The 25,167-nt window shown below is 70.1% G+C and carries 32 protein-coding genes and 1 tRNA gene; 15 read left to right on the top strand and 18 right to left on the bottom strand.

Going from position 1 to position 25,167, the window contains the following annotated elements:
• Positions 1 to 163: 163 nt before the first annotated feature.
• A complete protein-coding gene (locus tag AW271_RS01035; RefSeq protein WP_062330395.1) occupies positions 164 to 1,054 on the bottom strand; it encodes a helix-turn-helix domain-containing protein in 891 nt (296 codons plus the stop codon).
• Between the two features lie 222 nt (positions 1,055 to 1,276).
• Here AW271_RS01035 and AW271_RS01030 point away from each other — a divergent pair, with 222 nt between their 5' ends.
• Entirely contained in the window at positions 1,277 to 2,134 is an 858-nt protein-coding gene (locus tag AW271_RS01030) for an SDR family NAD(P)-dependent oxidoreductase (RefSeq protein WP_062330394.1), read from the top strand.
• Between the two features lie 217 nt (positions 2,135 to 2,351).
• On the opposite strand, the gene AW271_RS01025 is transcribed toward AW271_RS01030, so the two are convergent.
• Positions 2,352 to 3,653 carry an MFS transporter gene (locus tag AW271_RS01025; RefSeq protein WP_218007908.1) on the bottom strand — a complete coding sequence of 434 codons (1,302 nt, stop codon included), beginning with the start codon at positions 3,651 to 3,653 and terminating at the stop codon, positions 2,352 to 2,354.
• A gap of 296 nt (positions 3,654 to 3,949) precedes the next feature.
• Here AW271_RS01025 and AW271_RS43040 point away from each other — a divergent pair, with 296 nt between their 5' ends.
• A complete protein-coding gene (locus tag AW271_RS43040; protein WP_083976130.1) occupies positions 3,950 to 4,180 on the top strand; it encodes a tetratricopeptide repeat protein in 231 nt (76 codons plus the stop codon).
• A gap of 178 nt (positions 4,181 to 4,358) precedes the next feature.
• Here the strand turns inward: AW271_RS43040 and AW271_RS01020 are convergent, their stop codons facing one another.
• From AW271_RS01020 to AW271_RS39320, 3 genes are all read right to left on the bottom strand, one after another.
• Complete coding sequence (locus AW271_RS01020; protein ID WP_157553845.1) at positions 4,359 to 4,856, bottom strand: hypothetical protein; 498 nt, start codon at positions 4,854 to 4,856, stop codon at positions 4,359 to 4,361.
• 694 nt (positions 4,857 to 5,550) lie between these two features.
• Positions 5,551 to 6,171 (bottom strand): hypothetical protein, encoded by a 621-nt coding sequence (locus tag AW271_RS39325; RefSeq protein WP_157553844.1) that lies wholly within the window; start codon positions 6,169 to 6,171, stop codon positions 5,551 to 5,553.
• Complete coding sequence (locus tag AW271_RS39320) at positions 6,164 to 6,598, bottom strand: hypothetical protein (protein WP_157553843.1); 435 nt, start codon at positions 6,596 to 6,598, stop codon at positions 6,164 to 6,166. Before AW271_RS39320 ends, AW271_RS39325 begins: the two co-directional genes overlap by 8 nt.
• A 434-nt stretch (positions 6,599 to 7,032) precedes the next feature.
• On the opposite strand from AW271_RS39320, the gene AW271_RS01010 reads away from it, so the two are divergent.
• A complete protein-coding gene (locus AW271_RS01010; RefSeq protein ID WP_157553842.1) occupies positions 7,033 to 7,920 on the top strand; it encodes a hypothetical protein in 888 nt (295 codons plus the stop codon).
• A 338-nt stretch (positions 7,921 to 8,258) separates the two neighbouring features.
• On the opposite strand, the gene AW271_RS42770 is transcribed toward AW271_RS01010, so the two are convergent.
• From AW271_RS42770 to AW271_RS00990, 6 genes are all read right to left on the bottom strand, one after another.
• On the bottom strand, positions 8,259 to 8,489 hold the full coding sequence (locus tag AW271_RS42770; RefSeq protein WP_275935750.1) for a Tn3 family transposase: 231 nt from the start codon (positions 8,487 to 8,489) through the stop codon (positions 8,259 to 8,261).
• Positions 8,490 to 8,502: 13 nt separating this feature from the next.
• A complete protein-coding gene (locus tag AW271_RS42765; protein ID WP_062330383.1) occupies positions 8,503 to 8,862 on the bottom strand; it encodes a Tn3 family transposase in 360 nt (119 codons plus the stop codon).
• A gap of 469 nt (positions 8,863 to 9,331) precedes the next feature.
• Entirely contained in the window at positions 9,332 to 10,267 is a 936-nt protein-coding gene (locus AW271_RS01000) for a phosphotransferase family protein (RefSeq protein ID WP_083975894.1), read from the bottom strand.
• Positions 10,268 to 10,499: 232 nt separating this feature from the next.
• A complete protein-coding gene (locus AW271_RS39310) occupies positions 10,500 to 10,643 on the bottom strand; it encodes a hypothetical protein (protein WP_157553841.1) in 144 nt (47 codons plus the stop codon).
• A gap of 125 nt (positions 10,644 to 10,768) precedes the next feature.
• Positions 10,769 to 11,062, bottom strand: coding sequence for a hypothetical protein (locus AW271_RS00995; protein WP_062330379.1), 294 nt, complete (start codon positions 11,060 to 11,062; stop codon positions 10,769 to 10,771).
• A 143-nt stretch (positions 11,063 to 11,205) separates the two neighbouring features.
• A tRNA-Pro gene (locus tag AW271_RS00990) sits at positions 11,206 to 11,282 on the bottom strand.
• Between the two features lie 83 nt (positions 11,283 to 11,365).
• Here AW271_RS00990 and AW271_RS00985 point away from each other — a divergent pair.
• Complete coding sequence (locus tag AW271_RS00985) at positions 11,366 to 11,782, top strand: hypothetical protein (protein WP_062332911.1); 417 nt, start codon at positions 11,366 to 11,368, stop codon at positions 11,780 to 11,782.
• Here AW271_RS00985 and AW271_RS00980 read toward each other — a convergent pair.
• Positions 11,779 to 12,012: a DUF6458 family protein gene (locus AW271_RS00980; protein WP_063817814.1), complete on the bottom strand. Its 234-nt coding sequence runs from the start codon at positions 12,010 to 12,012 to the stop codon at positions 11,779 to 11,781. The genes AW271_RS00985 and AW271_RS00980 overlap by 4 nt on opposite strands.
• Positions 12,013 to 12,104: 92 nt before the next feature.
• Between AW271_RS00980 and AW271_RS00975 the strand changes: the two genes are divergently transcribed.
• From AW271_RS00975 to AW271_RS00945, 7 genes are all read left to right on the top strand, one after another.
• On the top strand, positions 12,105 to 12,674 hold the full coding sequence (locus AW271_RS00975) for a hypothetical protein (RefSeq protein WP_062330375.1): 570 nt from the start codon (positions 12,105 to 12,107) through the stop codon (positions 12,672 to 12,674).
• The gene (locus AW271_RS00970; protein WP_062330373.1) at positions 12,674 to 13,204 is read left to right on the top strand and encodes a hypothetical protein; all 531 of its coding nucleotides are present in this window, start codon (positions 12,674 to 12,676) and stop codon (positions 13,202 to 13,204) included. The genes AW271_RS00975 and AW271_RS00970 overlap by 1 nt, the downstream gene beginning before the upstream one ends.
• Before the next feature lie 5 nt (positions 13,205 to 13,209).
• Positions 13,210 to 13,401 (top strand): hypothetical protein, encoded by a 192-nt coding sequence (locus tag AW271_RS00965; RefSeq protein WP_030450147.1) that lies wholly within the window; start codon positions 13,210 to 13,212, stop codon positions 13,399 to 13,401.
• Between the two features lie 98 nt (positions 13,402 to 13,499).
• On the top strand, positions 13,500 to 14,699 hold the full coding sequence (locus tag AW271_RS00960; protein ID WP_063817813.1) for an exonuclease domain-containing protein: 1,200 nt from the start codon (positions 13,500 to 13,502) through the stop codon (positions 14,697 to 14,699).
• 149 nt (positions 14,700 to 14,848) lie between these two features.
• The gene (locus tag AW271_RS00955) at positions 14,849 to 15,763 is read left to right on the top strand and encodes an N-6 DNA methylase (RefSeq protein ID WP_062330369.1); all 915 of its coding nucleotides are present in this window, start codon (positions 14,849 to 14,851) and stop codon (positions 15,761 to 15,763) included.
• 22 nt (positions 15,764 to 15,785) lie between these two features.
• Entirely contained in the window at positions 15,786 to 16,067 is a 282-nt protein-coding gene (locus AW271_RS00950; protein ID WP_218007907.1) for an ArsR/SmtB family transcription factor, read from the top strand.
• Positions 16,064 to 16,450, top strand: a complete 387-nt coding sequence (locus tag AW271_RS00945) for a VOC family protein (protein WP_062330367.1) — start codon at positions 16,064 to 16,066, stop codon at positions 16,448 to 16,450. The genes AW271_RS00950 and AW271_RS00945 overlap by 4 nt, the downstream gene beginning before the upstream one ends.
• On the opposite strand, the gene AW271_RS00940 is transcribed toward AW271_RS00945, so the two are convergent.
• Positions 16,425 to 18,152: an ABC transporter ATP-binding protein gene (locus AW271_RS00940; RefSeq protein WP_245652883.1), complete on the bottom strand. Its 1,728-nt coding sequence runs from the start codon at positions 18,150 to 18,152 to the stop codon at positions 16,425 to 16,427. The two genes, AW271_RS00945 and AW271_RS00940, sit on opposite strands and share 26 nt — an antisense overlap.
• Before the next feature lie 244 nt (positions 18,153 to 18,396).
• Here AW271_RS00940 and AW271_RS00935 point away from each other — a divergent pair, with 244 nt between their 5' ends.
• From AW271_RS00935 to AW271_RS00925, 3 genes are all read left to right on the top strand, one after another.
• A complete protein-coding gene (locus AW271_RS00935) occupies positions 18,397 to 18,741 on the top strand; it encodes a hypothetical protein (protein WP_062330363.1) in 345 nt (114 codons plus the stop codon).
• Positions 18,742 to 18,859: 118 nt separating this feature from the next.
• Positions 18,860 to 19,477, top strand: coding sequence for a nicotinamide riboside transporter PnuC (pnuC, locus tag AW271_RS00930; RefSeq protein ID WP_062330361.1), 618 nt, complete (start codon positions 18,860 to 18,862; stop codon positions 19,475 to 19,477).
• Positions 19,474 to 20,592 carry an AAA family ATPase gene (locus AW271_RS00925; protein WP_062330360.1) on the top strand — a complete coding sequence of 373 codons (1,119 nt, stop codon included), beginning with the start codon at positions 19,474 to 19,476 and terminating at the stop codon, positions 20,590 to 20,592. Before pnuC ends, AW271_RS00925 begins: the two co-directional genes overlap by 4 nt.
• On the opposite strand, the gene AW271_RS00920 is transcribed toward AW271_RS00925, so the two are convergent.
• The 4 genes from AW271_RS00920 to AW271_RS00905 are packed head-to-tail and all read right to left on the bottom strand — an operon-like array spanning position 20,543 to position 23,829.
• Entirely contained in the window at positions 20,543 to 21,217 is a 675-nt protein-coding gene (locus AW271_RS00920) for a GNAT family N-acetyltransferase (RefSeq protein ID WP_062330357.1), read from the bottom strand. The two genes, AW271_RS00925 and AW271_RS00920, sit on opposite strands and share 50 nt — an antisense overlap.
• Positions 21,217 to 22,197 (bottom strand): ABC transporter substrate-binding protein, encoded by a 981-nt coding sequence (locus AW271_RS00915; protein ID WP_062330355.1) that lies wholly within the window; start codon positions 22,195 to 22,197, stop codon positions 21,217 to 21,219. The genes AW271_RS00920 and AW271_RS00915 overlap by 1 nt, the downstream gene beginning before the upstream one ends.
• 28 nt (positions 22,198 to 22,225) lie before the next feature.
• The gene (locus AW271_RS00910; protein ID WP_062330353.1) at positions 22,226 to 22,978 is read right to left on the bottom strand and encodes an amino acid ABC transporter ATP-binding protein; all 753 of its coding nucleotides are present in this window, start codon (positions 22,976 to 22,978) and stop codon (positions 22,226 to 22,228) included.
• Complete coding sequence (locus tag AW271_RS00905) at positions 22,975 to 23,829, bottom strand: amino acid ABC transporter permease (RefSeq protein WP_062330350.1); 855 nt, start codon at positions 23,827 to 23,829, stop codon at positions 22,975 to 22,977. Before AW271_RS00905 ends, AW271_RS00910 begins: the two co-directional genes overlap by 4 nt.
• Positions 23,830 to 23,958: 129 nt before the next feature.
• Here AW271_RS00905 and AW271_RS00900 point away from each other — a divergent pair, with 129 nt between their 5' ends.
• Entirely contained in the window at positions 23,959 to 24,798 is an 840-nt protein-coding gene (locus AW271_RS00900) for an LLM class oxidoreductase (protein ID WP_062330348.1), read from the top strand.
• Here the strand turns inward: AW271_RS00900 and AW271_RS00895 are convergent.
• A complete protein-coding gene (locus AW271_RS00895) occupies positions 24,795 to 25,166 on the bottom strand; it encodes a hypothetical protein (protein ID WP_062330346.1) in 372 nt (123 codons plus the stop codon). The genes AW271_RS00900 and AW271_RS00895 overlap by 4 nt on opposite strands.
• Position 25,167: the final 1 nt, after the last annotated feature.

Here is a 25,167-nt window from a genome sequence, read left to right as displayed (position 1 = left end):
CGTCCGCCTGGCCCACTGGCTCCCGAAGGCACATCGCCGCCGACGCGGATCAGCCGGTCGTCTTCACTGATTGATCGGCTGCGTACGTGATCCAGGAAACCGGCGCTAAGCGAAGTCGGCGCCGGCTCAGCTGCTCGTGAGCCGCGGCATGTTCGCGGCGTGTTCATGGTGTGCCGTTTCCCGCGGCTCGCCCTGATACGTCCTCGGCGCGACCGCCGGACAGGACCCAGCTGGCCAGGAGCTGTATGGCCTGGCGTGAGGCGGTTCCGGCCTCGGTGGTGTAGACGAAGAGGGTCTGGTCAGGGTCGCCGGGCATCGTGAGCGTCTCGTAATCGACTGTGAGCTCTCCGACGACGGGGTGGCGCAGGTGTTTGGAGCCGAAGGTGCGCTGGTAGACGCCGTGCTCCTCCCACCATCGCCGGAACTCGGGACTGCGCTCGGACAACTCGGCCACCAGATCCCGGGCGAGCTGATCACCGGGGTCGTGGCCGACGTCGAGACGCAGGCTTTCCACGGCCGCGCCTGCCTGCACGTCCCAGTCGAGGAACAGGTCGCGCGCTTGGTCCGTGAGGAACATCCACCGGGCGTAGTTGCGCTCGCGGGGCCGGAGCGCGTCGAAGTCGCTGATCAGGGCTCTGGCCATGCGGTTGGTGGCCAGGACGTCGGTCCTGCGGCCGAGGATGAGGGCGGGGGTGCCCTCAAGGGCGTCGAGGAACTGGTGCAGTCCGGGGCGCACCCTTTGCACGCTCGGGACGCGGCGGCGGGTTCCGGAGGCCGGTCCGATCAGGTGGCCGAGATGTTCGCGCCCGGCCGCGTCGAGGCCGAGCGCGCGGGCGATCGCGTCCAGGACCCCGGCGGACGGGGTGATGCGCCGCCCCTGCTCCAGCCGGGTGTAGTAGTCGGTCGACACGCCCGCCAGCAGCGCGACCTCCTCGCGGCGCAGGCCCGGGACCCGGCGGATGCGGTCATCGGCCGGCAGGCCCGCGCGGGACGGGTCGACTTTGCTCCGGGCGCGCCGGAGGAAATCCGCGAGTTCCCTGTTGTCGGCCGCCATGGTCTCATCCTGCCAAGAACCGCGCCCTTCCTAGGACGCGGCGTCCCAGGATCCAGAGGGCCGGATATGGCGGCGGCCGGGGCACTGCCGTGCCGAAGACTGGAATCACGTCCCAGCCACCATCTGGGCCTGAGATCTGCGGGATGACCTGCGTCTTCGGCCTCCATCACCTGGCGTGGCAGGGCCGGTCGGCTTCGGCACCGAATGAAGGACGGACTCCACATGATCACACTCACCGGCACCCCTGCGACCTGGTTCGTCACCGGCACGTCCCGTGGCCTGGGTCTGGAGCTCGTACGCCAACTGCTCCAAGCCGGTCACAACGTCACCGCGACGACCCGCTCCACCGAGCGCCTCACCCAGGCCCTGGCCGGCGTGGACACCACGCGGCTGCTGGCCCTGGAGGTCGATCTCGCGGACGAGGCCGCCGTCGCTGACGCGGTCCGCCGCACCACCGAGCGCTTCTCGGGCCTGGACGTCGTGGTCAACAACGCCGGCTACGGCTTCCTGGCCTCGGTCGAGGATACGGCCGACGCCGAGGCCAGGCGGATGTTCGACGTCCAGGTCTTCGGCGTCTGGAACGTCCTGCGGGCCGTGCTGCCGATCTTCCGGACGCAGAAGGGCGGCCACGTCGTGAACGTCTCGTCCGTACTGGGCCTGGTCTCGGTTCCGGGATGGGGTCTGTACTGCGCGGGCAAGTTCGCCCTGGAGGGCCTGAGCGAGGCGCTCGCGGGCGAGGTCGCGGAGTTCGGCGTCAAGGTCACCCTCGTGGAGCCCGGCTACTTCCGTACCAGCTTCCTGACCACCGACTCACTGGCCCTGCCGACTTCGACGACGCAGGGTTACGAGGCCATCCGCCAGATGACCGACGACCACCTGAACCTCCAGGGCAACCAGCTCGGCGACCCGGTGAAGGGCGCCGCCGCGATCATCTCGCTGGTGGCGACGGGGGACGGCCCGCTCCGCCGGCTTCTGGGGTCCGACGCCTACTCCTACGCCACCGGCAAGGTGCAGGCGCTCCAGGCGGACATCGAAGCCGGGCGCGAGCTGGCCCACAGCACCGACTTCCCGCAGGCCTGACGCGGAAGCCGGCGCGATGTCGGCACCCGCCTGGACACCGACGACGAGCCGCGATCCGGCTTGCCCTGGCTGGTGATGCGGGGGGCAGCCGGACTCACCGGTAAGGGCGGCATCATGACCACGATGCCGCCCGTCTTGTCAATCGTCGCGGCGGCCGGGCAACTCCGGGCGGTGGCCCGCAGGTGGAAGACGGCCCAGGCACAAGCGGCCCGCGCCTCTACACCTGCTTCGATCCCGAGGCACGCGGCGGCGAGCCCTCCGCCCTGTCGTGGGGAGAGTCAGTACCGTCCATCTGCCTCCAGACCGGGAAGATCAACGGGCACAGCGTGGCGAGCAGATACACACCGCCGGCCATCAGCAGCGCGCACGGCAGGCCGGCCGAATCCACGAGGAAGCCCGCAGCCAGTCCGCCCATCGGAGTGACCAGCTGGACCGAGGCCGTCGTCGCGCTCAACACGCGGCTGCGCAGTTCCTCCGGCACCTTCTCGTACGTCACTGTGGCCATGATGGGGTTGAGTACACCGAAGGCGAGACCCTCAACCGCCATGATCACGGCCAGTGGCGCGAAGGTGTCGGTGAAGGCGGCGACCACGAAGCGCGGCAGGCCCCCGATGAGAAAGGCGATCGTGAACACTGGCCACCGCCGAAAGTGGCTGCCCACCGCCCCGAAGACCAGCGCCCCCGCGAGTGCGCACACCCCGAACGCCGCGTTCAACAGACCGAGATCGATGGAACCATCAAGCTCCACACGGGCATCAACGGGGAGGAGCACGGCGCTCCATCCTTGGTCGAGGCCCCTGGTGACCAGCGTCATCAGGCACAGGCTCAGCAGCAACGGAGTGGCTGCCAGGAAGCGATAGCCTTCCGCGAGTTCACGACGGTAGGCGTGCAACGATGTCGGCTCGACCCGCCGCTGGGCTTGTGCCTCAGGCAGGTCGCGCACTCCGAACGCGAACAGCGGCGCGGACACGGCAAAGGTCGCGGCATCCACCCACAGGACGTTCTCGGCTCCGAGTACGGCGATCAGCACACCTCCGAGAGCCGCTCCAGTCAGCGCCGCACAGCGTGCCGCACCGTCGTACAACCCGGCAGCCCTGGTCAGCGGTATTCCGGCGCGTTCGGCGAGCGTGGGCAACAGCACGCCGCGCGCAGTTTCACCCGGTGCACGGAACAGCCCGGTTATCGCCATGAGCACGCACAGCATCCAGAAATGCAGGACGCCGGCGAAGTGCAGCAGCGGGATCGCCGCGACTGCGATTCCGCAGGCGAGATCCGAGGCGACACTCACTCGCCGTCGCCCGATCCGGTCGATGACCGGACCGGTGACGAGTGCGGCGAGTACCGCGGGCAGCAGTGTGCAGAACGCGACGATCCCGGCCTTGGCGGCGCTGCCCGTGCTCTGCAGCACGAACCACGGCACGCCCATGTATGTGAGGCAATTCCCGGTGATCGAAAGAAGGTTGGCGGCAAGAACCGTTGTCAAAGGACGGCGATCAACCGTCCCGAAATCTTCGGGCACTACGGTGGTCTCCCATGAGGGGAAGCGCCCACCGCGAACGAAGCAGGTCAGCCGGTGGGCGTAGCGAAGTGGTCAGCGTCTGGCGCGCACAACGAGGCGCACCGCAATGTGGTGTTCACAAGCAGCGCCTCCAACACTTCGCCGGGATGACCACCCGGCACCTCCACGCATTGTCACCTCGGACGCCCTCCTCCGCAACGATGATCCGTTCGCGACGGGCAGCTCGGTCCGAGATGCGCAGATGAAGGCCGTCGGAGTCCCTGCGGTCAGGTATCGGCTGACCGTCCGGCCTTGCTCTGGGTGCGGGCGAGTCGGTCCCCGACTCTCTGTCCTCCTGCAACAACCTCGCCGGCGCCCACCGGGCGGCGGGAGATCTGGGCCGGGCCATCCCGCTGTGTGAACAGACCCTGGCCGACTGCGAACGCGTCCTAGGAGCCGAGCACCCCACGCCAAGGGCAGTACGCGGCAACGTGTTGCCCGCCTGTCGGCAGGCCCATACCGACCCTGCTCAGCGAGACGTCCCGTGACCGCCATCCTGTTTCAGCTCGTGCGGGCGCCCCGGGTGTCCAGGGCGGTGTTGTCGGGTCAGCGGGACGTCTCCTGGATGCCGCAGGGGACGCTCGGTGGACCGGGGGACAAAACTCGCAGCGCTAGAGAGACCGTCACCGGACGTGCCCGATCAGTCGGGGCGTCTGCGTAAGCGGACTACAGCTCGTCCCATGACCAAGGGTCGGCGGGGCTCCCGTCGGGTTCTCGGCCGAACCGGAACCGATCCCCGTGGTCATCATGCTTGAGGAAGTGATCGAATAGGCCCAGGGCCGGCAACTCATCAACCTGGCCGGCGGTCGCCATCCTCCGCTCCATCTCCTGTACGAACCTGGCCGCGGAGTCCGAGGTGATCAAGACCTCCAGGAACGCGGCATACCGTTCGCCCAGAGCGGTGCCTTGATCAGCGGCCCCGGCCTTTCGCATGCTGGCCAGCAGCCTGTCCACGCCAGTGACCCGGGTGATGTCGGTATGCGCGGCGGCCCGTTCGGCCAGCACGGCCACTTGGTCATCGGCCCCGAGGCTGTGCAGGCTGTCCAGCAGCTCGGCCAGGCCGAACGGGTGGGTGACGTCAACGTTGGGGGCGACTCGTTGGGCCAGGACGGTGGCCTGGTTGCGAAACCCCAACTCCTGCAAGTGGTCCAGCAGCCTTGCCACGCGGGCAGGGAAGCAGAGGTCAACGCCCGCGACGACCCGTTCTGCCAGCACGGTGACCTGGTCGTCGGCGTGGGTGACGTCAGCGGTTGCTCCGGGGTGGCGGGCCAGCAGGATGACGATCGGGTCGTGGGCCCCACCTCCTGCAGCGTGTCGATGAGATCGACCAAGCTCTCCGTCGGGTGGAGGTCGGTATGCAGGGTGGCCCGTTCGGCCAGAGCCGTCACATAGTCATCGGCCCCTGTACTACGGAGGACTCGTAGCAGTGCGGCCACGGCTCCCGGGCGGGTGGCGTCTGCGTCGGCCACGGGATGGCGGGCCAGCAGGATGTCAGCCTCGGCGGTGGCCCTCACACTGTGCAGGCTGCTGAGTAGGTGCGCCATGTCGTATGGGGAGCCGAGGTCAACATGCGCGGCGGCCCGTTCGGCCAGCGCGATGACCTGGTCGTCAGCACCCACCCACTGCAGGGAGCGCAGCAGAGCAGCCACGCCCATCGGATTGTCGAAGTCGGCGTGTGCGGCTGTCCAACGGGCGGTGCAGTTTGTGGAGGAGGCTGAGGGCGGCCTCGTGGTTGCCATGGGACGAGGCCGTCTTCAGGAGTTGGACGGCATCGCGGTACAAGCCCCGGTCCCACGCGGCGTTCCCAAGCACGTTGAAGTCGCCGGTGTGTGCGTGGGCGGCGGCAGCGGTCCAGAAGTCAATGGGCGGGACCTGGTCGGCGCGGTGGTGACGGCCGTGCTGGTCGAGGTAGTAGGCCGGCCCGGCGCCGACCTGCGGGCCCCCAGCGGTGGTGCGGGCGCCGCGCTGGTTGCGGGGGAGCCTGCTTCAGCCAGTCCTGACCGGCCTGCTCCCATTCGACGCCGGTGAGGTAGCCGGGGCGGCCGTGGCCAGCAGCGCCAGGGGGAGGGCCGCAGCCCAGCCGTCGGGCGTCCATCGCAGCGTGGATGAGGGCCTGGGTGGCGGGTACGGTCGAGGCTTGCCGGTAGCGGTCCATCAGCACCGGCACCCCCGCCAGATACTGGGTGACCTGCCCATCACCGGCCCGCTCGGCCGCCTCCTCCAGGCGAGGGTCGCCGGCGGCCAGCTCTGTCAGGGCGGCCAGGTCGGCGCCGGTGAAGGCGCCGGGGACGGGGATGGCGTGCCCGTCCAGCAGGACCCGTGCCTGAGCGTGGACATTGGGAGTGGTGCGTGTGGTCAGGGTGTTCCAGTGGGCGGGCCACAGGGTCGCCAGCACCAGAACCGGCGCCCGGGCGGGGTCGCGTAGCAGCTCCCGCAATCCGGCCGCGACGCGCGGGCCTCCTGGGCCTCGTTCAGCCACACCACCGTGTACGGCCCGATTCGCGCCAGATCGGCCAGCGCCGCATCTGGCCGGGTGGGGTCGATGGGCTGCCACAACCGCCACGGCCGCGGTCGGTCGCGTAACAGGTGCAGTGCTTCCCAGCAGGCACGGGTCTTACCGGTGGAGGACCGCCCACCAGCACCGCGATCCGGCTACCTCCATCAGCGGCCTGGAAGAACACCTGCGCCAGCGCCTGGTCATGCGCACGTGGCACATACACCGGAAGCGCCGCCAGATCCGCCGGCGCGGCGAAGCCCGCAGCGCCGGAGCCAGTGTCGATGGCGCGGTGGATCTCCAGCTGATGCTCGAACGGATCGGTCACCTCGGCCGGCAACCGGCCCGGCACCGGGCGCGCAGCCTCACCCACCCCCGCCTGCGTGTCAGCTGGTGCCGTGCCGATGTTCACCACGTGCGCCGTCTGGATCTGGATGGCGTCCCGGCTGATGCTGGACCCCCGAGATGGACATCTCACCGGGCACAGGCCCTGCCGGGGGGAGCGAGGGGGTGGAGCTGTCCGACTCTGCCAATGCTCCTCCCCTGTATGTGTCTCCCCGAGGATGCGCGCGATCGTATCCCGGCGACGGCCGGCATCGGAGTCTGTGACCTGATGTGCCCCGGATCCAGCTCGGCGCCGGCCTGCTCGTGCGTGCAGGGCGGCCGCGCGTTCGTCGCCATTGCGGTGATCCGGTGTGTCTGTCATGATCGCGCGGTTGATGGTCGGGCGGGGGTGGCATGAGGGTCTGCGGCGCCTTGATGGCGGTGGGAGCGGTCGTCTCCCTGTCGGGTTGCGGGAATGTGACGGCACCATCCGTGGCGGCACCATCGGTGGCGGAACATTCCGTGACAGCGCCGGCCGTGATTCCGTTCTCGGGTACGCCGGACGACGCGATGAAACTCCAGCTTGAACGCGGCGTGACCGTCCAGGTCCGCAAGGTGCTGCGCAACGAGTCCGATGAGAGCTCGGTCGACATCTCCCGGCAGGGAGACGAAGTCATAGTCCTGGATACGGGGGGATTCAACGAGAGCCGGACCGAGGGAGTGGTCCGCCTAGGCGAGCACGGCCAGAGCAACTGGATGGGCGTGACCGCATCCGACCTCACCACCACCTTTCATCGGACCGACGTCCCCGAAGACATGCGTGACATCGTGAGCGAGGAACTCGCCGACGAGAGGAGCCGGATCATCAAGACCGGCGAGGACGCCGAATACGTGCGGCCGGCGAGCACCGAGCGACTGCCGGCGGGAAAGACGTGGTACCGGGACGAGCGTGACTACGACTGCGTGATGCAATCAGCACTCGGCTCCTTTTCGCTGTCGGAACTCGTCCAGGCTGAACTGATCAAGAATATGGTCACGCTCGCCGCCCCTCCGGTCCCGGGTGAGGAGCTGGACGGTGTCCCCACGACCGTGTACGCGGGGACGGCCCCGATCCGGAAACTGGGAGGAACCGTGTCGTTCTCCGACCCCATGAACCTGGACATGTACGAGAGGGCGGACAAGACGATCACCGTCTCGTGGAAACTGTCGGTCGGACCGGATCAGCTGCCGCGCCGGATGACCCTGTCCACGCCGGTCCCGCCCGTTTTCCAGGACGACGCTCCGGCGACGGCGGTGACCGAGGTGACCTTCGCCGCGTGGGGCGCGCCCATGAACATCGTCGCTCCCCCAGCCGATCAGGTTCACGTCCTGACCGAAGGCACCCGGGGATGCATAGAGACGGGTGAGTAGCAGGCCGCCTCGACCCACGCTGGCCTGCTCGAAACCCGGATGCGGGTGGCCACGGCTCCTTCGTCGCCCACCCCCACCGCATCCTCATCGAGGCCCGGCGCCGATTCGAAAGCCCCAGGCCGATGATCAGCCAGAGCGGCTGGAAGTCGATGCCGCCGTTGAGGATCTGGTCGCCCGACACGGCAACCGACAGCGACAGTGCGGCCACCGCGATGACGCGGGCGATACGGCGGTTGGTGCGGCGGTGGGTGTTCATCGGGTGTCGCGATGTTCAGGCGTGCTCCCCAGGTTCAGCCGGACCTCGCCGTAGGGACGGACATGCTGCCAGAACAGCGGGGTCAGGCCGCGCCGGTCGGCGGGGGTGAGCAGGGCGGCCCAGCCGGGTTCGGCCAGGACCTCTTGCAGCATGAGGTGTTGACGTACACCAGGGCGGCCTGCGGGATGCGCGGGCACAGCGCGGTCAGCTCGACCTCCTCGCGCCGGTTGGTGGAGATCTCCCCAGCCCTGCCGTAGCAGAGCACCGCGTTGGCGCGGTTCCAGGCTTCCACCACGTTCAGCCCTTCCTCGATCTGGCGTTGCAGGTCACGGCCGCGCAGGTAGCGGGCTACGAAGACGGTGCGCTGGGTGGGAGGCGGCGCGGGTGAAGCGGGACAAGATGGCCTCGGTGGAGGCGCTGCCGGTGCGAATCGCGGTGGCGTACTTGATGACCTGGTCGTAGCCGGCGGCGACGACGTCAAAGCGGATCGGGCGGGTCATCGCCGCCGCCATGTGGGGATAGCGGGCCAGATCTCCCTGGGCGGCCTGGTAGAGGCGCACCTGCGGCAGCAGATCGATGTTGAGCAGCCGGGTGACGCCGAACCCGATCTCCGACTGGCCGTGGAAGTCGACGTAGTTGCCCTCCACCCGCATGGTGGTGCCGTGCCGGATCGCGCCTTCGACCATTATCGCTCTCGGCGACGTCGCCCGGTTACCGATCAGCGCCGAGTCCGGTGAGCTGCTTTCCTGGTTGTAGAGGCGACACGTGTGGCTCAGAAACGCCGGTCACGCCAGCCACCGCAGACCTACCAGCCCGAGCCCAAGGTGTGATGGCGCGGGTGGATGGACGGTAGCAGGACGCGTCGACCCCGGTTGATGACCTGCTGGGTCTCGGAGTCCGGGCGGGCGCCCGCGTCGGTCGAGGCGTGGTGCGGGTCAGTCCCTGTCGCTGCCGACATCAGGTGCTCCCCCTTCGCCAGCCTCCGAAGGTCGGCGCGATCGTGACCCCGCCCATCACTCCCACCCAGCGCCGGACAACGCGATCTGTTCTCTCCGTCTGCTTACCACCATCTCCACCGATACTGGCAGCGGTGTACGACGAAAGGGCCGCTGTGGTGCCCCGCAGTGCGGAACGAGTAGTGGGACCAACCTGGTCTCAATCAATTCGGGCGCGAGCCCAAGCAAGCGCAGCCTTCGCCGCGCCAGCCTGGTAGGCCCTCAAGTGGGGCACACCCGGCGGCGGTGGCTGCATACTCATGCGGGCCCAGTAACCTGCGTAGGCGACGCAATAGCTGGTGATCACGATGTCCGGGAGCTCCTGCCACGCTCTCAGATGGGAGAGCGCGTCCTCAGCCTCGACCGGTGCGTGGCCGGCCATGATCATGTGAGGGATGAGGTCGACGACGTCCTGCCAGGCGGCGCCGATCGAGGGTTGGGCCCAGTCGACGACCAGCAGCACTTCATCGTCGTCGCTCTGGCGGGAACCGATGAGCAGGTTGTCGGGACGGATGTCGCCGTGGACGAGCGAGAGCCCGGCGGAGTGGGGCACCCAGACGCGTTCGAGTTCGGCCAGCAGGCCGAGACGGTCGCGTTCCCATGGACCCAGACCGTCAGCGCCGGACCGGAGCAGGTCACCCCAGCCGTGCAGGAAGCCGCCCCTCGCCTCGGACGAGAGGGCGACGTTCGCAGGACTCGGTGTCAACGTCTCGGCCAGGGCCGCGACCCCGGCGACGGCGACCGCCACGTCGGCCGAACCGGGAGCCAGATCAGGGTGCCGACCTTCGACATCCTCGAAGACCAGCACGGCCCAGCCAGCCAGATCACCGCTCCAGCGAAGCCGCGGCGCCGACGTGGTCACCGGCATCAGCTCCGCGACCGCAGCCTCCGCGCGGTACTTGGGGGCGAGCACATGGTCGGCGGGTACCGCCTTGACGAAGGCGCGGCCGGTTTCGGCGACGACGCGGGCCGCCAGGCCGGGGGTGAAACCGCCGGACTGCATAGCGACCTCGTGAACGGTGCCGAGGCGTCGGGTCAGCGCCTCACGAAGGCCCTGAGGCAGGTCATTCCAGGAAGGGCGGACGGCAGGAGACATGAGTGCGCTTCCGTGATCGGGGACATGGCCGGGCACCGGACGGATTCACGCCGCAGCCTGGATCCGTCCGGTGCCGGTAGCTCGCCGATCACAGCTCATGGGGGGACGTTATCTCAGAGCCTCCCGACATCGGCGTGCGTGAGATCAGGTCGTCGTCCGCATGTGGTGCCGGTAGGCGTCGAGGTCGAGGGTCAGGCCGTCCACGACGGTGGGGCGATCCGGTTGGCGATCGTCAGGATGATCTCAACGCATGAGCCAGCGAAGCCGGGTTGGGTACCGGCGGCGCGTCGATAGGTTCGGCGAGGTCGTTCAGGCAGGCCTGGCCGAGGCTGGAGGCGCCGAGTTCGGTGTCGAGGTGATACCAGCCGTAGGTCACGCGTTCCGGCTGGAGCGTACCGCGGATATGCGATCAGATAGGCCGAGGAGTTGGTACAGATCGGCAGACGTTGAACGCCAGCACCAGGGCTTCGACGAGGGCCTCGGCACAGGTGGGGGCGGCAGTCAGCCGATCGTGGATGAACATGTCCACGCCCGGTCGGGACGGGTGTGGACCAGGAAGCCGCGGGTCAGTCCGGCGACGCCGGGAACTCGGTCGCTGGGGGCCAGGTAGAGGTCGAGCTGCTGCAGGTGACCTTCGTGCTCGACGCGATGGACGGTGCCGAGCCCGCCCATCGCGGGGACGATCCGGTCCAGCCAACCGGGCAGGATCGCGCCCAGCTCGACCCGGATCAGGGTGTCGAGTCCGGCGGCGTGGGCGGAGAACTGCGCAGGCTCGACTCCGATGACGAGGTCCACGTCAGACACTCGGTGCGAAGTCCCGTAGGCGAGAGATCCACGTGCTCGTCACCGCCGTACGGTCACTCGGCTCCCCGTTTGGCTCCCGAAATCGGAAAAGGGGCTCCGGATAATCTCCGAAACCCCTTACGACCAGCCAAAACTGGTCGGGACGACAGGATTTGAACCTGCGACCCCTTGACCCCCAGTCAAGTGCGCTACCAAGCTGCGCTACGTCCCGTTCCCTGCTTCGTGCCCCTCAGGCACGGAACAACCTTAGCGCAGATTCGCGCCCCGCGTGCACCGACGCGTAGTGTGGCGATCATGGGAAGGCGTCCGCAGGTCGATCACGAGGAACTGGCCAGGCTCTCCGCCACCGGCTGGTCCAACGCCGACCTGGCAGCCCACTTCGGCGTGACGGAATCCGGCATCCTCCAGGCCAAGCGATCAGCCGGCCTGTCGAAGCCCATGACCGACCACTCCACGGCCATCCCGTGGAAGCTCGCCCGCCCCCACTCCCAGTCGGGTCCCGCCACCAACCTGCGCAACCTCTCGGCCGCCGCTCAGGGCAGACCGGTGCGGAAGGAAAAGATCAACACCGCGATCCGCTGGGCGACGCGGCTCGTGGAGACAGGTCGAGACATCGCCTACGACCAGGAGCAGGGCTTCCACGAGATCGAGGCCCACGAGGTCTCGCACATCGCCCAGGTCCTCCGCTCAGCGCGGGAGAAGCTCGGCTAGAGCGTCTGGTCTCGCATGTCGACCGTGTTGACCAGGTCGTCCTCGACCACCTGATCCGATGGCGTGCGGCGCCGGCGGGCGAGCAGGGTGGTCACCACGCCGCTGATCACGCCGACGCACATCATGATCCAGCCGATCGCCTGCAGGTCGAAGCCGGGGGCTTCCCATTTGACGGCGAAGGCCAGCACCGCCCCCACCACGAAGAACGCCAAACTGGCACCAAATCCCATAAGGACGCCGCCTACCCGGCAATTCATGGGTTACGCCCTCATTTCAGGGGCAGTCCGGAGTGTCGAAGACAAGCAGACAGCCGGAGGCAGACATGAGCGCCATCGCATGGGTGGTCGTGGTCGTAGCCGTCGTCGTGGCGCTGGGAGCCATCGGGTACGTCGTGGCGGGCCAGACTCGGCGGCGCCACCTGCAGGACCGATTCGGCCCCGAATACGACCGCGTCGTCCAGGAGACCGACAACCGCAGGGACGCCGAGCAGGAGTTGCTGGCCCGCGAGGCCCGCTACGCCGACCTCGACCTCCGTCCCCTCGACGCCGAGGCCCGGGACACGTACGCGAAGAAGTGGCGGGAGGTGCAGGAGCGGTTCGTCGACGCGCCGAGTTTCGCCGTCACCGAGGCGGACGCCCTGGTCACCGCCGTCATGGCCGATCGCGGCTACCCGACCGACGAGTTCGAGGAGCGGGTGAACGTCCTGTCGGTCGGGCACGCCGGGACCCTCGACCGCTACCGCCAGGCCCACGAGATCAGCGGCCGGGCCGCCCGGCAGGAGGCCACCACCGAGGATCTCCGCCAGGCCATGGTCCACTACCGCGCCCTGTTCGACGAGCTTCTCGACGCCGACGTGCACGCCCACTCTCCCCGCAAGGAGGCCGATCACTGATGACCACGTACAACCCCTACGACCGTGACAAGACGGCCGAGACCGACAGAGACGACGTCCTCGCGGACGACCACCACCACGACGACAACCCGCACGACGACAAGCTGGTCGCCTCCGACCTGGTGCCGGAGCCCCGGCACACCGACGACGTCGCCGACGACATGACGACCGAGGACCGCAACGCCGAGAGCGCGCCCGTGGGCGTGGCCGGCAGCGCCTCGGTCACCTCGCCCGACGCCGTCGACGAGGCCCACCGCGACACCGCGGGCGACCTGTCGGACGCCGAGGCGACCACCGTCGACGACATCGACTTCGACGACCGCTGGCGCGACATCAAGGCCGCGTTCGTCGACGACCCGCGCGAGTCGGTCGAGAAGGCCGACGCCCTGATCGACGAGGCCGTCTCGGCCCTGGCCGCCCAGCGCCAGTCGCTGGTCGACCAGTGGAAGAACTCCGGAACCAACGACACCGAGCAGCTCCGGCTCGCCCTGCGCGAGTACCGCAACCTGTTCGACCGGCTGAAGGGATAAGTCACATGCTGGCCATCGCCGCGGCGGTCGTCTTCGGGATCGCCTTCCTGCTCGACCTGCTCAACGCCGACATCGGCATCGGGCTCACCGCCCTCATCGCGCTCGGGCTCTGCCTGCTCGCCCTCCACCAGGCCGGCATCGGCACCGCGAGCGTCGGCAACGGCGGCTCCTGGCGCCGGGGCCGGGTCCGCAGGTAACCCGTCCGGAAGAATCGCCGCGCGGCCGCTCAGGGCCGCGCGGCTTTCTTTTTTCTTTACGGCTCCGCCTGCCCTGCGGCCATGAAACGCTCTGCCATATGCGCGGATATGCCGTCATCGATGTGGAGACCACGGGACTGCGCCCGTCCTGGCACGACCGGGTGGTGGAAATAGGCGTCGTCCACCTCTCTCCAAATGGCGACATGACCGCAGAATGGACCACGTTGGTCAACCCCGAGCGCGATCTGGGGCCCCAGCACATCCACGGCATCACCTCGGCCGACGTCCGGCACGCCCCCGCTTTCTCCGCCGTCGCGGGCACCCTCGTGACCCTGTTGAAAGACCGGGTCCCGGTCGCCCACAACCTGCGTTTCGACTGGGATTTCCTCCGGTCGGAATTCGAGCGCCTGGGCGCCTTTCTCCCCTACGCCGACGGCGTCTGCACGATGCGCGAATCGGCCCATCATCTCCCCGGCCCTCCCCGCACCCTGGCGGGCTGCTGCGAAATGGCGGGAATCGCGCTCGGCGACCACCACGAGGCCCTCTCGGACGCCCGCGCCGCCGCCGGCCTGCTCCGCCACTTCTTACGCGCGGGCGGCGGCCCGTGGTCCGCCGACCCCACGCTGACCTGGCCCGACCTGCCCGTCACCGAGGCGGCTCTGGCGCGGCGGGGTGTGGCGGCGCGGCGGAACGTGCACTTCCTCGGCCGCCTGGTCGACCGGCTTCCCCGCGCGGTCGCGAAGGCCGAGGCGGACACCTATCTGGCCCTGCTCGACCGGGCGCTGCTCGACCACCGGATCTCCGCGTCCGAGGCCGACTCCCTGGTCGACCTGGCCGGCCGGCTCGACCTGTCGCGGGCCGACGTCGACCGGCTCCACAACGACTACCTGGCGGCCCTGGCGCGCACGGCCCGCGCCGACGGGGCGGTGACGCCCGAGGAGCGCCACGAACTCGACCTGGTCGCCGACCTCCTGCACCTGCCGCGGGCCCGGGTCGACGTGCTGCTCGCGAGCACCGCCGCCCCGGAGGAGGTGCGGGACCGCTTCCGGCTCCGGCCCGGTGACCTGGTGGTCTTCACCGGGGAGATGGACGGGGGCCGCGACTACTGGGAGGAGCGGGCCAGGCAGGCGTCGATGGTGCCCCACGGGAACATCACCAGGAAGGTCCGCCTGCTGGTCGCGGCCGACCCCGACAGCCTGTCGGGGAAGGCCAGGAAGGCCCGCGAGTACGGGATCCCGATCGTGACCCCCGAGTCCTTCGAACGGATCCTGACGGCGGGGAAAACCGGTCGCCCCTGACCGGCGGGCCGTGGCACCATCCTGCGCATGTTCACGACGTTCTTCCGAGTCGGCTAGCGCTCCGCCGGCCACTCTGAGGCATAGCCCGCGGCTGGCGAAGCGGGAACCGGCCATCCTGCCGTTCCCGGGCGCCGACCCGGAGTTACGTCATGCCCGCAGAGTTCCTCGTCCGTACCGTCACCGGCCTGGAAGACCTGACCGCCGCCGAGATCACCGAGGCCGGTCACCGCGTCGTCGACGTCACCAAACGGCAGCTCGTCGTGGAGGCCGCCGGGCCGGTCACGACCCGGCTGGCCGACGACCTGTTCGCCGTCAGGGCGGTGGTCCCCGACCCCGGCCGCACCCGGGCCGGCCTCCGGCAGGCCGTCGCCCGGCTCACCGCCGATCTCGCGCCCGACGGCCCGGTCGGTGTCACCGCGTCGTTCACCGGCAGCCGGAACTTCAGCCGGTTCGACGTCGAGGACGCCGTGGGCGCGCGCCTCGGCGCGCCCTACTTCTCCCGCCGCCACGGCATCGCCCCGCCGCCGGGGACCCCGGATCTGCGGGTGACCCTCGACGGGAAGGCGATGTGGCTGGGGGCGCGTCCCCATCCGGTCCCGCTGCACCGGCGGGCGTGGCGGAGGGCCACGGTGGTCGGCAGCCTGCACCCGCCGGTCGCCGCCGCGATGGCCAGGCTGGCCGACATCCGCCCAGGTCAGGTGGTCTTCGACCCGTGTTGCGGGGCCGGTACGCTGCTCGTCGAGGCGCGGATCCAGGTGCCCGGCGCGCACTACCACGGCGCCGACCTCGATCCGGCCGCCATCAGGGCCGCGCGGCTCAACGATCCGGCGATCGCCTGGCGTACACGACCTGATGGACCCGACCGGGTGCTGGCCAATCCTCCGTGGGGCGTGCGCCTCCCGGGCGACGCGGTCCCCTCGCGCGAGTGGCCGGAGGCCGGGCGGCTGGTCGCGATCCTGGGGCCGGAGCAGCGGCTCGACCGGCGGTGGACGACGGTCGCGGAGTACACGCTGACCGTCGCCGGGAGGCACCCGCGTATCGTCGTCGCCTTGATAGGCAAGTAGCGACTTGCCTATACTCCTGCGGGTGGGTGACATCTACAAAGCCCTCGCCGACCCCACCCGCCGGAAGATCCTCGACGAGCTGACCGACCGGAACGGTCAGACGTTGTTCGAGATCTGCGCCCGGCTGGCCGCCAAGCACCAGCTCGCCTCCACGCGCCAGGCCGTCTCCCAGCACCTCGACGTGCTGGAGGCGGCCGGGCTCGTCGAGAGCCGCCGGGAGGGCCGGTACAAGTTCCACTTCATCGACCCCACGCCGTTGCGGCGGATCGCCGCACGGTGGATACCACCGGAGGAGTCTCCGTGAAAGTCAACCTGGCCAGCATCCTGGTCGACGACCAGCAGAAGGCCCTGGCGTTCTACACCGACGTGCTGGGCTTCGTGAAGAAGACCGAGATCCCGATGGGCGAGCACGCCTGGCTGACCGTCGTGTCGCCCGAGCAGCCGGACGGGGTCGAGCTCGTGCTGGAGCCCGACGCCCACCCGGCCGCCAAACCGTGGAAGGCCGCCCTGGTCGCCGACGGCATCCCGTACACCTCCTTCGCCGTCGACGACGTGCAGAAGGAGTACGAGCGCCTGAAGGCGCTCGGTGTGCGGTTCACCCAGGAGCCGGCGAACATGGGGCCGGTGACGACCGCCGTGTTCGACGACACCTGCGGCAACCTCATCCAGATCGCGGCGATGAACTGACGGTCTCCTGCTCCTCCTCGACGAGGAAGCCGCCCGACTGGTGGTGCCAGAGCCGCGAGTAGGGGCCCTCGGCCGCCAGCAGTTCGGCGTGGGAGCCCTGTTCGGCGATCTCGCCCCGGTCGAGCACGACCAGGCGGTCCATCCGCACGACCGTGCTGAGCCGGTGGGCGACCACCAGCGCGGTCCGGTCGGCCATGAGCCGCCAGAGCGCCTCCTGCACGAGGAGTTCGCTCTCGGAGTCGAGCGCGCTGGTGGCCTCGTCGAGCAGCAGGATCGGCGCGTCGCGCAGGATCGCCCGCGCGAGCGCGACCCGCTGCCGCTGTCCGCCCGACAACTTCACGCCGCGTTCGCCGACGAGGGTGTCGAAGCCCATCGGCAGGCCCTCGACGAACTCGGTCACGTGGGCGGCGCGGGCCGCCTCCAGGACCTCGGCCTCGGTCGCCCCCGGCCGGGCGAAGGCGATGTTCTCCCGCAGCGTGCGGTGGAACATCGCCGGCTCCTGCGGCACGTAGGCGATCAGGCCGCGCAGGTCGGCCTGCCGCATCCGGCTGATGTCCTGGCCGCCGACGAGGATCCGGCCACCCTGGATGTCCATCAGCCGCAGCAGCAGCCGGGTCAGCGTGGTCTTGCCGCCGCCCGACCGGCCGACCAGGCCGATCTTCGTGCTGGCCGGCACGTCGAGGTCGAGCCCGTCGAACAGCGGCGGGTTGCCCTCGTGGGCGAAGAGCACCCGCTCGAACCGGACGCCGGCGTCGGCCGCCCGCAGCGGTTGCGGCTGCGGCGGGTCGACCACCTTCGGCGGGTCGAGCAGCAGCTCGGTGAACTGCCCCGCCTCGGTGAGCACGCTCTCCATCCGGCGGTAGACCTGGTTGAACTCGAACATGATGCCGGTGGCGTGCGAGTAGTAGGTGAAGGTCACCATGAGCGCCTCGATGCCGAGACCGCCGCGCAGCAGCACGGCGAGGAGCACGCCGACCGTGCTGGTGATGATCGACATCGGCGCGACGACCATGTCGACGCGCAGGTTGCCGTAGTCCCACGACCGCAGCTGGGCGCGGCGCACCTCGGCCAGCCGCACCCGGGTCTCGGCGGCCTCCCGGCCCTCGGCCGCGAAGGCGCGGACCGTGTCCATGTTCGACAACACGTCGGCGACGTGCCCCGACATCCGGACGCTGGCCGCCTCCCGGACGTTGACCAGCCGCTGGCGGCGCGCGATCAGCGGCGCGACCACGAAGCCGGTGACCACGATCAGGCCGACCAGCACCACCACCAGGATCGGGTGGTAGCGCCACAACACGACCGAGGCGAAGATCAGCGGCAGCAGCTTGGCGATGACCCCGAAGATCAGGGTGTCGACGAAGTCCTCGAACTGGCGGGAGAAGGCGAGCACCCGCTTGGTGAGCGAGCCGGCGAAGTTGTCATGGAAGAACGCCGCGTCCTTGGCCAGCAGTTCGTCCATGCCGATGACGCCGAGGTCCTCCATGCCGCGTGCGTCGATGCGGTTGAGGAAGTGCAGCCCGCCCCGCCAGACGATCTCGCCGAGCAGCAGGATCGCGCCGAACCCGAGGACGTACGGGATGAGGGTGCCGGCCTCGCTCTCCCCGGCGGCAAGGCGGCCGACCAGGGAGGCCACCACGAGCGGGGCCAGGTAGAAGAGACAGATGTTGCCCAGTGCCGGCAGGAACAGGGCGGGTGTGGCCACGGGCCACTTGAGGCGCAGTTGCGTTAAGTAGTAGCGGAGTACGAGTCGTACTGCTGATTTCGGTGGTTCCGGTGTGTCACCTGATTCCGTCATGAAGTGGATCCCCCAATTCGCTCCGCCACCATCGTTTCGCAGCGGGTGAACGGAGGGCCAACGGTTTTCGTCGTGTCGATCTTGGACACGGACCGTCACAGGTTGAATACTCGACGCGCTCCCCCCGGAAACCCTCTCTACAGGAGTAACGATGCGCTACCTGAGCATCCCCTTCGCCGTCCTCGCGGCGGGAGCCTGCCTCACCATGTCCACCCCGGCCGGCGCGACGTCCACGCCGGTCTCGGCCCCGGCGGTCGTCGACGGCTACCAGGTCGTCACGCTGCCCAACGCCAACGTGCCGAACTTCCAGCGGCGCACCGCGCTCTGCCCGGCGGGCAAGCGCGTGATCGGCGGCGGCGCCGAGGCCCAGGGCAACGAGGCGGTCCTCGTCGGCTCGTTCCCGACCCCGACCGGCAACGGCTGGATCGGCCTCGGCCGCCAGCCCGGCAACGCGACCGTCGGCATCAGCGTGTTCGCCATCTGCGCGAACGCCTGATCCAGCACGATCTCGCAGGATCCGCCACGGTCCCGGTCCGGGGCCGTGGCGGCCCGCACTCCGATTCGGCGGTCCGAATTGATATCGTCCTGCCGACGATTAGGAGTGTTTGGGCGCTATGACCGATCTGCTCGGACCGTTACTCGATCCCGCCTTCACCCTGGGCGGGGTGCCCACCAGCTGGGCGGAACTTCTCGGATTCGCCACCGGCCTGCTGACCGTGTGGATGGTGGCCAGGCAGAACATCTGGAACTGGCCGCTCGGCGTGGCCAACGTCATCCTCCTCGGGCTGGTCTTCCTGACCGCCGGGCTCTACGCGGACGCGGCCCTGCAGATCGTCTACGTCGTGCTCGGCCTCTACGGCTGGTGGCAGTGGGCCTACGGCGGCGCCGGCCGCACCACCCTGCGGGTCTCCCGGACCGGCGTGGTCGAATGGGCCTGGCTGGGGCTCGCCGGCATCGCCCTCACGGCCCTGCTCACGGCGGTCCTGTCGGTCTACACCGACTCGTCGGTGCCGTTCTGGGACGCGCTCACCACGTCGTTGTCGCTGATGGCGACCTACGGGCAGACCCGCAAGCGGGTGGAGTCGTGGTGGCTCTGGATCGCGGCCGATCTGGTCTACATCCCGCTGTACGCGTACAAGAACCTGTATCTGACCAGCGCCCTCTACGTGCTGTTCCTGGCGCTGTGCGTCATGGGCCTGCGGGCCTGGCGGCCGGTGGCGGTGGCCCGATGAGCTACCCGCACGGACTCGTCATCGGGAAGTTCTATCCCCCGCACGCCGGCCACCACCACCTCATCGACACGGCGGCCGAGCGCTGCGACCTGGTCACGGTGGTCGTGGCGGCCAACGCGGTCGAGACGATCCCGCTCGCCGACCGCGCGGCGTGGTTGCGCGAGGCGCACCCCCAGCCCAACGTGGTGATCGCGCCGGTCGTGGACGACATCGCGATCGACTACGACGACCCGGAGATCTGGACCGCCCACGTGGACGTCTTCCGGTTCGCCCTCGCCCTGGCGCACGGCCCCGGCGTGACGGTCGACGCGGTGTTCAGCTCGGAGGACTACGGCGACGAACTGGCCCGCCGCTTCGACGCGGTGCACGTGCCGGTCGACCCGGCGCGCGAGCGCCACCCGGTCAGCGGCACCCTGGCCCGGGAGGACCCGGTCGCGGCCTGGCCGTGGTTGCGCCCGGCGGTCCGGGCCCACCTGGCCCGGCGGGTGGTCGTCGTCGGCGCGGAGTCGACCGGCACCACCACGCTCACCCGCGCGCTGACCGCCCACTACGCCGCGCGCGGCGGGGTGTGGGCGGCCACCCGCTGGGTGCCCGAATACGGCCGCACCTACTGTGAGGAGAAGCTGGCCCTGGCCCGCCGGGCGGCCAAGCTCGCCGGCGAGCCGGAGCCGTGGATGGACGACCTGCGGTGGCGGCCGGAGGAGTTCACCGTCGTCTCCGAACGCCAGCTGGCCTGGGAGGACGCCGCGGCGCGGGTGGGCTCCCCGGTGTTGTTCTGCGACACCGACCCCTTCGCGACCGCCCTGTGGCAGGAGCGCTACGCCGGGACCACCACCGACGAGGTGTGGCGGATCGCCGACCGATCCCGCCACGACCTGTGGATCCACACCAGCGTCGAGGGCGTGCCCTTCGAACAGGACGGCTGGCGCGACGGCGAGCACCTCCGGCACGCCATGGACGCGCGTTTCCGCGAACTGCTGGCCGCGCGCGCCATGCCGCACCTGGTGGTGTCCGGCCCGCCCGCCCGGCGGCTGGAGGCCGCGGTGCGGGCGGTGGACGCGCTGTTCAGCCCGGCACCCGGACCTGGCGGAACAGCCGCCGCGCCCGGAGGGTGAAGCCGAGCTTCTCGTACAGGCGGATGGCGGTCACGTTCGACGCCGAGGCGTGCATGAACGGGGTCTCGCCGCGTGCCCGGATGCCAGCCGCCACGGCGAGGACCAGCCGGGTGGCCAGCCCCTGCCCGCGGAAGGAAGCGTCGGTGCAGACCGCGCTGATCTCGGTCCAGCCGGGCGGGTGCAGCCGCTCCCCCGCCATCGCGACGAGCTTGCCCTCGTGGCGCACGCCCAGGTAGACGCCCATTTCGATGGTCCGGGGCAGGAACGGCCCCGGTTCGGTGCGGGCCACCAGGTCGAGCATGTCGGGCACGTCGTCGGGGGTGAGCACCACGGCCCCGTCGAAGGGCTCGCCCCACACGGCGCTGCCGTCGAGCTGCACGCCCTCGATGTTCTGCACGATCTCCCAGCCGTCCGGCAGCGGCGCGTCGAAGGTCAGGCTGATGGTGCCGCCGGGGCCGGCGAAGGAGGCGATGGCCGCCCACTCCCCCGGGTTCGGGTCGCCGGCGACCCCGAGGAAGACCGACACGTCGGGCTGGTAGCGGCGCACCTCGCCGCGCACCTCGGCGAGGTGGGCGTGCGGGCCGGTCAGCGCCGCCCAGCCGGGGTTGTCGAGGACGTGCGCCATCAGCCCTCCTGCCGCGGCAGGCCGGGCGGGTTGATCTGCGACTCGGGGATGGCCTCGTTGCCCAGGCCCCAGCGGTCGAGCACCTTCTGGTAGCTGCCGTCCTTGATGACCGTGTTGAGGGCCTCGTTGAGCGGCTTGACCAGGCCGTTGTCCTTCAGGGTCATGGCGGCGATGAGGCCCTGGAGGTCGGGCCCGGCGCCGGAGGCGGTGCCGACGATCTTGGTGTCCTTGCCGACGGCGACGTTGTAGGCGATGTTCGGGTTAGGGCCGAAGTACGCCTGGATGCGGCCCGACTTCAGGGCCAGCAGGGCGTCGCCGTAGAGGTTGTAGTAGGAGATCTCGGCGGGCTTGAGGCCGGCGTCCTTGTTCTGCTCGTCCCAGTCGAGCAGGATCTTCTCCTGGTTGGTGCCGGAGCCGACCGAGACCTTCAGCCCGGCGATGTCGGCGGGCTTGGCGATGGCCGTGATCGGGCTGGTCGCGGCGACCTGCCAGGCGAGCTGGTCGACGCGGTAGGTCGCGAAGTCGTAGATGTCCTTGCGTTCCTCGGTGACGGTCACGTTGTTGAAGACCGCCTCGAGCTTGCCCGACTTGGCGCCGACGAAGAGGTTCTCCCACGAGCTGATCTCGCTGGCGTACTCCAGGCCGAGCACGTCGGCGACCAGCTGGGCCAGGTCGGTCTCGACGCCGATGTAGGTGGTGTCGTCGTCGGCCAGGAAGCCGAGCGGCGGCGCGCCCTCACCGCTGTGCCCGACGAGCAGCTTGCCGTCGGCGGCGACGGCCGGGGGCACCTGGGCGGCGATGGCGTCGACCTTCTGGGCGCGGATGCGCTGCTGGTCGGGGCTGGTGTTGACGCCACCGCTGGACGGGGCGGCCGACCCGGCCGCCGTCGCGGGTGGCGCGGCGGCGTTCTCGGATCCGGGTTCGGCGCCGCAGGCCGCCAGGAAGATCAACAGGGCTGCGGGCACGGCGAATCGGCGCATGGGGGGTTTCTCCTTTGAGGACGCGCTATTAGAGGACGCGGCTGATGAACGCGCGGGTGCGTTCGTGCTGGGGGTGGTCGATGACCTGGTCGGGCGGGCCCTGTTCGACGACGAGGCCCTCGTCGAGGAAGACGACGGTGTCGGCGGCCTCGCGGGCGAAGCCGATCTCGTGCGTGACGACGACCATGGTCGTGCCGGTCTTCGCCAGGTCGCGCATGACGTCGAGGACCTCGCCGACCAGTTCGGGGTCGAGGGCGGAGGTGGGCTCGTCGAAGAGCACGACCTTCGGGTCGAGGGCCAGGGCGCGGGCGATGGCGACCCGCTGGCGCTGGCCGCCGGACAGCGTGCCCGGGTAGGCGTCGGCCTTGTCGGACAGGCCCACCCGCAGCAGCAGGCGGTTCACGGTCTCGGCGACCTCGGCCTTCGGGCGGCGCTGGGCCGAGATCGGGGCCTCGGCGACGTTCTCCCGTACGGTCAGGTGGGGGAACAGGTTGAAGTTCTGGAAGACGAAGCCGATCTTCGTCCGCTGCCGCAGGATCTCGCGTTCGGGCAGCTCGTGCAGCACGTCGCCGGAGCGGCGGTAGCCGACGAGCTCTCCGTCGACGGCGACCGTGCCGGCGTCGACCTTCTCCAGGTGGTTGATGGTGCGCAGCAGGGTCGACTTGCCCGACCCCGACGGGCCGAGCACGACGGCGACCTCGCCGGGGGCGACCTTCAGGCTGACGCCGCGCAGCACGTGCAGGGCGCCGAAGCTCTTGTGCACCCCGTCGATCTCGATCATGACCGGCCTCGTCCGTAGTGGCGTTCGACGTAGTGCTGGACCACCGACATGACCGTGGTCAGCGCGAGGTACCAGATGGCGGCGACCAGCAGCAGCGCGACCACCCGGCCGTTGCGCATGTAGATGACCTGGACCTGGTAGAAGAGCTCGGGCAGGGCCATGATGTAGACCACCGAGGTGCCCTTGACCAGGCCGATGATCTCGTTGCCGGCGTTCGGCACGATGCTCCGCATGGCCTGCGGCAGGATGATCCGGAAGAACCGCCGCACCCGGGGGATGCCCAGCGCGGCGGCGGCCTCGCGCTGACCCGGGTCGACCGCGAGCAGCCCGCCGCGCACGATCTCGGCGGCGTAGGCGGCCTGGTGCAGCGCCAGCCCGAGCGCGGCGGCGGTGACCGGGCCGATCAGGTCCATCGTGCCGACGGAGAAGAACGAGGGCCCGAACGGGATCCCGAACGACAGGCGCGGATAGAGCAGCGCCAGGTTGTACCAGAACAGCAGCTGCAGGATCAGCGGCACGGCCCGGAACACCCAGACGTACCCCCACGCGACCGACGACAGCAGCGGGTTGGGCGACAGCCGCATGACCGCGAGCACCCCGCCGAGCGCGAAGCCGAAGACGGTGCCGAGGGCGGTCAGCTCCAGCGTGAGCAGCACCGCGCGCAGGACCGAGGGTGCGAAGAGGTACTGGCCGACCACCTCCCACTCCCAGGCCGGGTTGGTGACCAGCGAGTTGGCGGCCATGGCGAGCAGCAGCACCACCCCGGCGGCGGCCAGCCACCGGAACGGGTGCCGGGTGGGCGCCACCTTCGGCCCGGTGGCTTGCCGGACGGCCGGCGCGGTCGTGGTCATGGGGGGTGTGCCTCCTCTTTGAGCTGGCTAAAGCTCAGCACGCCATGCACATTTCCGTCAAGTCCTACTTGTTAAGTGGGTAATTATTCCCTACTATTCCTGTAGGAAAAGTCCGTTCGAGGAGACCACATGACACTGCATCTGGCCGCCGCCCTCGACGGCGCCGGGTGGCATCCCGCCGCCTGGCGTGCCGAGGGCGCGAGCCCGGACGCCCTGTTCACCGCCGCCTACTGGACCTACCTGGTCCAGGAGGCCGAACGAGGGCTGCTCGACTTCGTCACCTTCGAGGACGTCATCCGGCTGCGGAGCTGTCCGGGCGACGAGGTGACCGGCCCGCTCGACGCTCTGCTCCTGGCCACGGCGACCGCGCCGCTGACGTCCCGGATCGGACTCGTCCCGGCGGCGAGCGGCGCCGAGGCGGCGGCCGGGCTGGCCGCCCTCGACCGGGCCGGCCCCGGCCGCGCGGGCTGGCACACCTCCGGCGAACTGCGCCCCCGGCTGTCCGGACGCCCCCTGGTGACCACCCTGGCCGGCCCCGGCCTGCCGGTGGAGGTGGCGGCCCGCGCCGCCGACGTCGTGTTCGTCACCCCGCACGACCGCAGGGAGGCCGCCGCGCTGGCCGACCGGGCCCGGCGGGCGGCCCCGGGTGTGACGGTGCTGGCCGACCTGGTCGTGTTCCTGGACGGCACCGGCCTGAAGGAGCGCCTCGACGACCTCGACGGCGTCGCGTTCGACAGCGACGCGCACGTCTACTCGGGCTCGGCGACCGGGCTGGCCCACCTGCTGCTCGACTGGCAGGCGGCGGGCGTCGACGGCTTCCGGCTCCGGCCGGGCGTGCTCCCTCAGGACCTGCGGGCCATCACGCGGCACCTGGTGCCGGCGCTACGGGCCCGGGGCGCGTTCCGCGCGGCCTACCCGGCGGGCGGCCTGCGTGACCGCTTCACCCGCCGGTACGCCCGGGTGTCCTAGACGAACTCCTGGCGGGGCGGCGCCATCGGCAGCCGCCCCACCTCGGCGGCGACGCCGACGATGCGGGCGCGGGCCTCGGCCACGGCCGAAGTGGGAGCGTCGCCGTCGACCGCGCCCGCGGCCTCCGACAGCGACAACCCCGCTTCCCGCAGCCGGGCCCGCAGTACCCCGCTCTGCCGCCCGAGGGAGGCCAGGCGGCCTTCGGCCGTGCCGAGCTCGATGGCCGCCGACAGCACCTGGGCGAGCAGCCCGGCCGACGCGCCGCGCCACTCCGCCAGCAGCCGCGCCCTGCGGTTTCGCGCCTCCGCGGGGTCGGCGGCGGCGAGGAGGCGCAGCTCACGCGTCAGGGTCCGGGTCGTGGGGGACATC

It is taken from the genome of Herbidospora sakaeratensis, from assembly GCF_001570525.1.
GTDB classification, from domain to species: Bacteria; Actinomycetota; Actinomycetes; order Streptosporangiales; family Streptosporangiaceae; genus Herbidospora; species Herbidospora sakaeratensis.
Note: the sequence above shows the minus strand (reverse complement) of the source record. Positions and strands in the feature narration are given on the sequence as shown.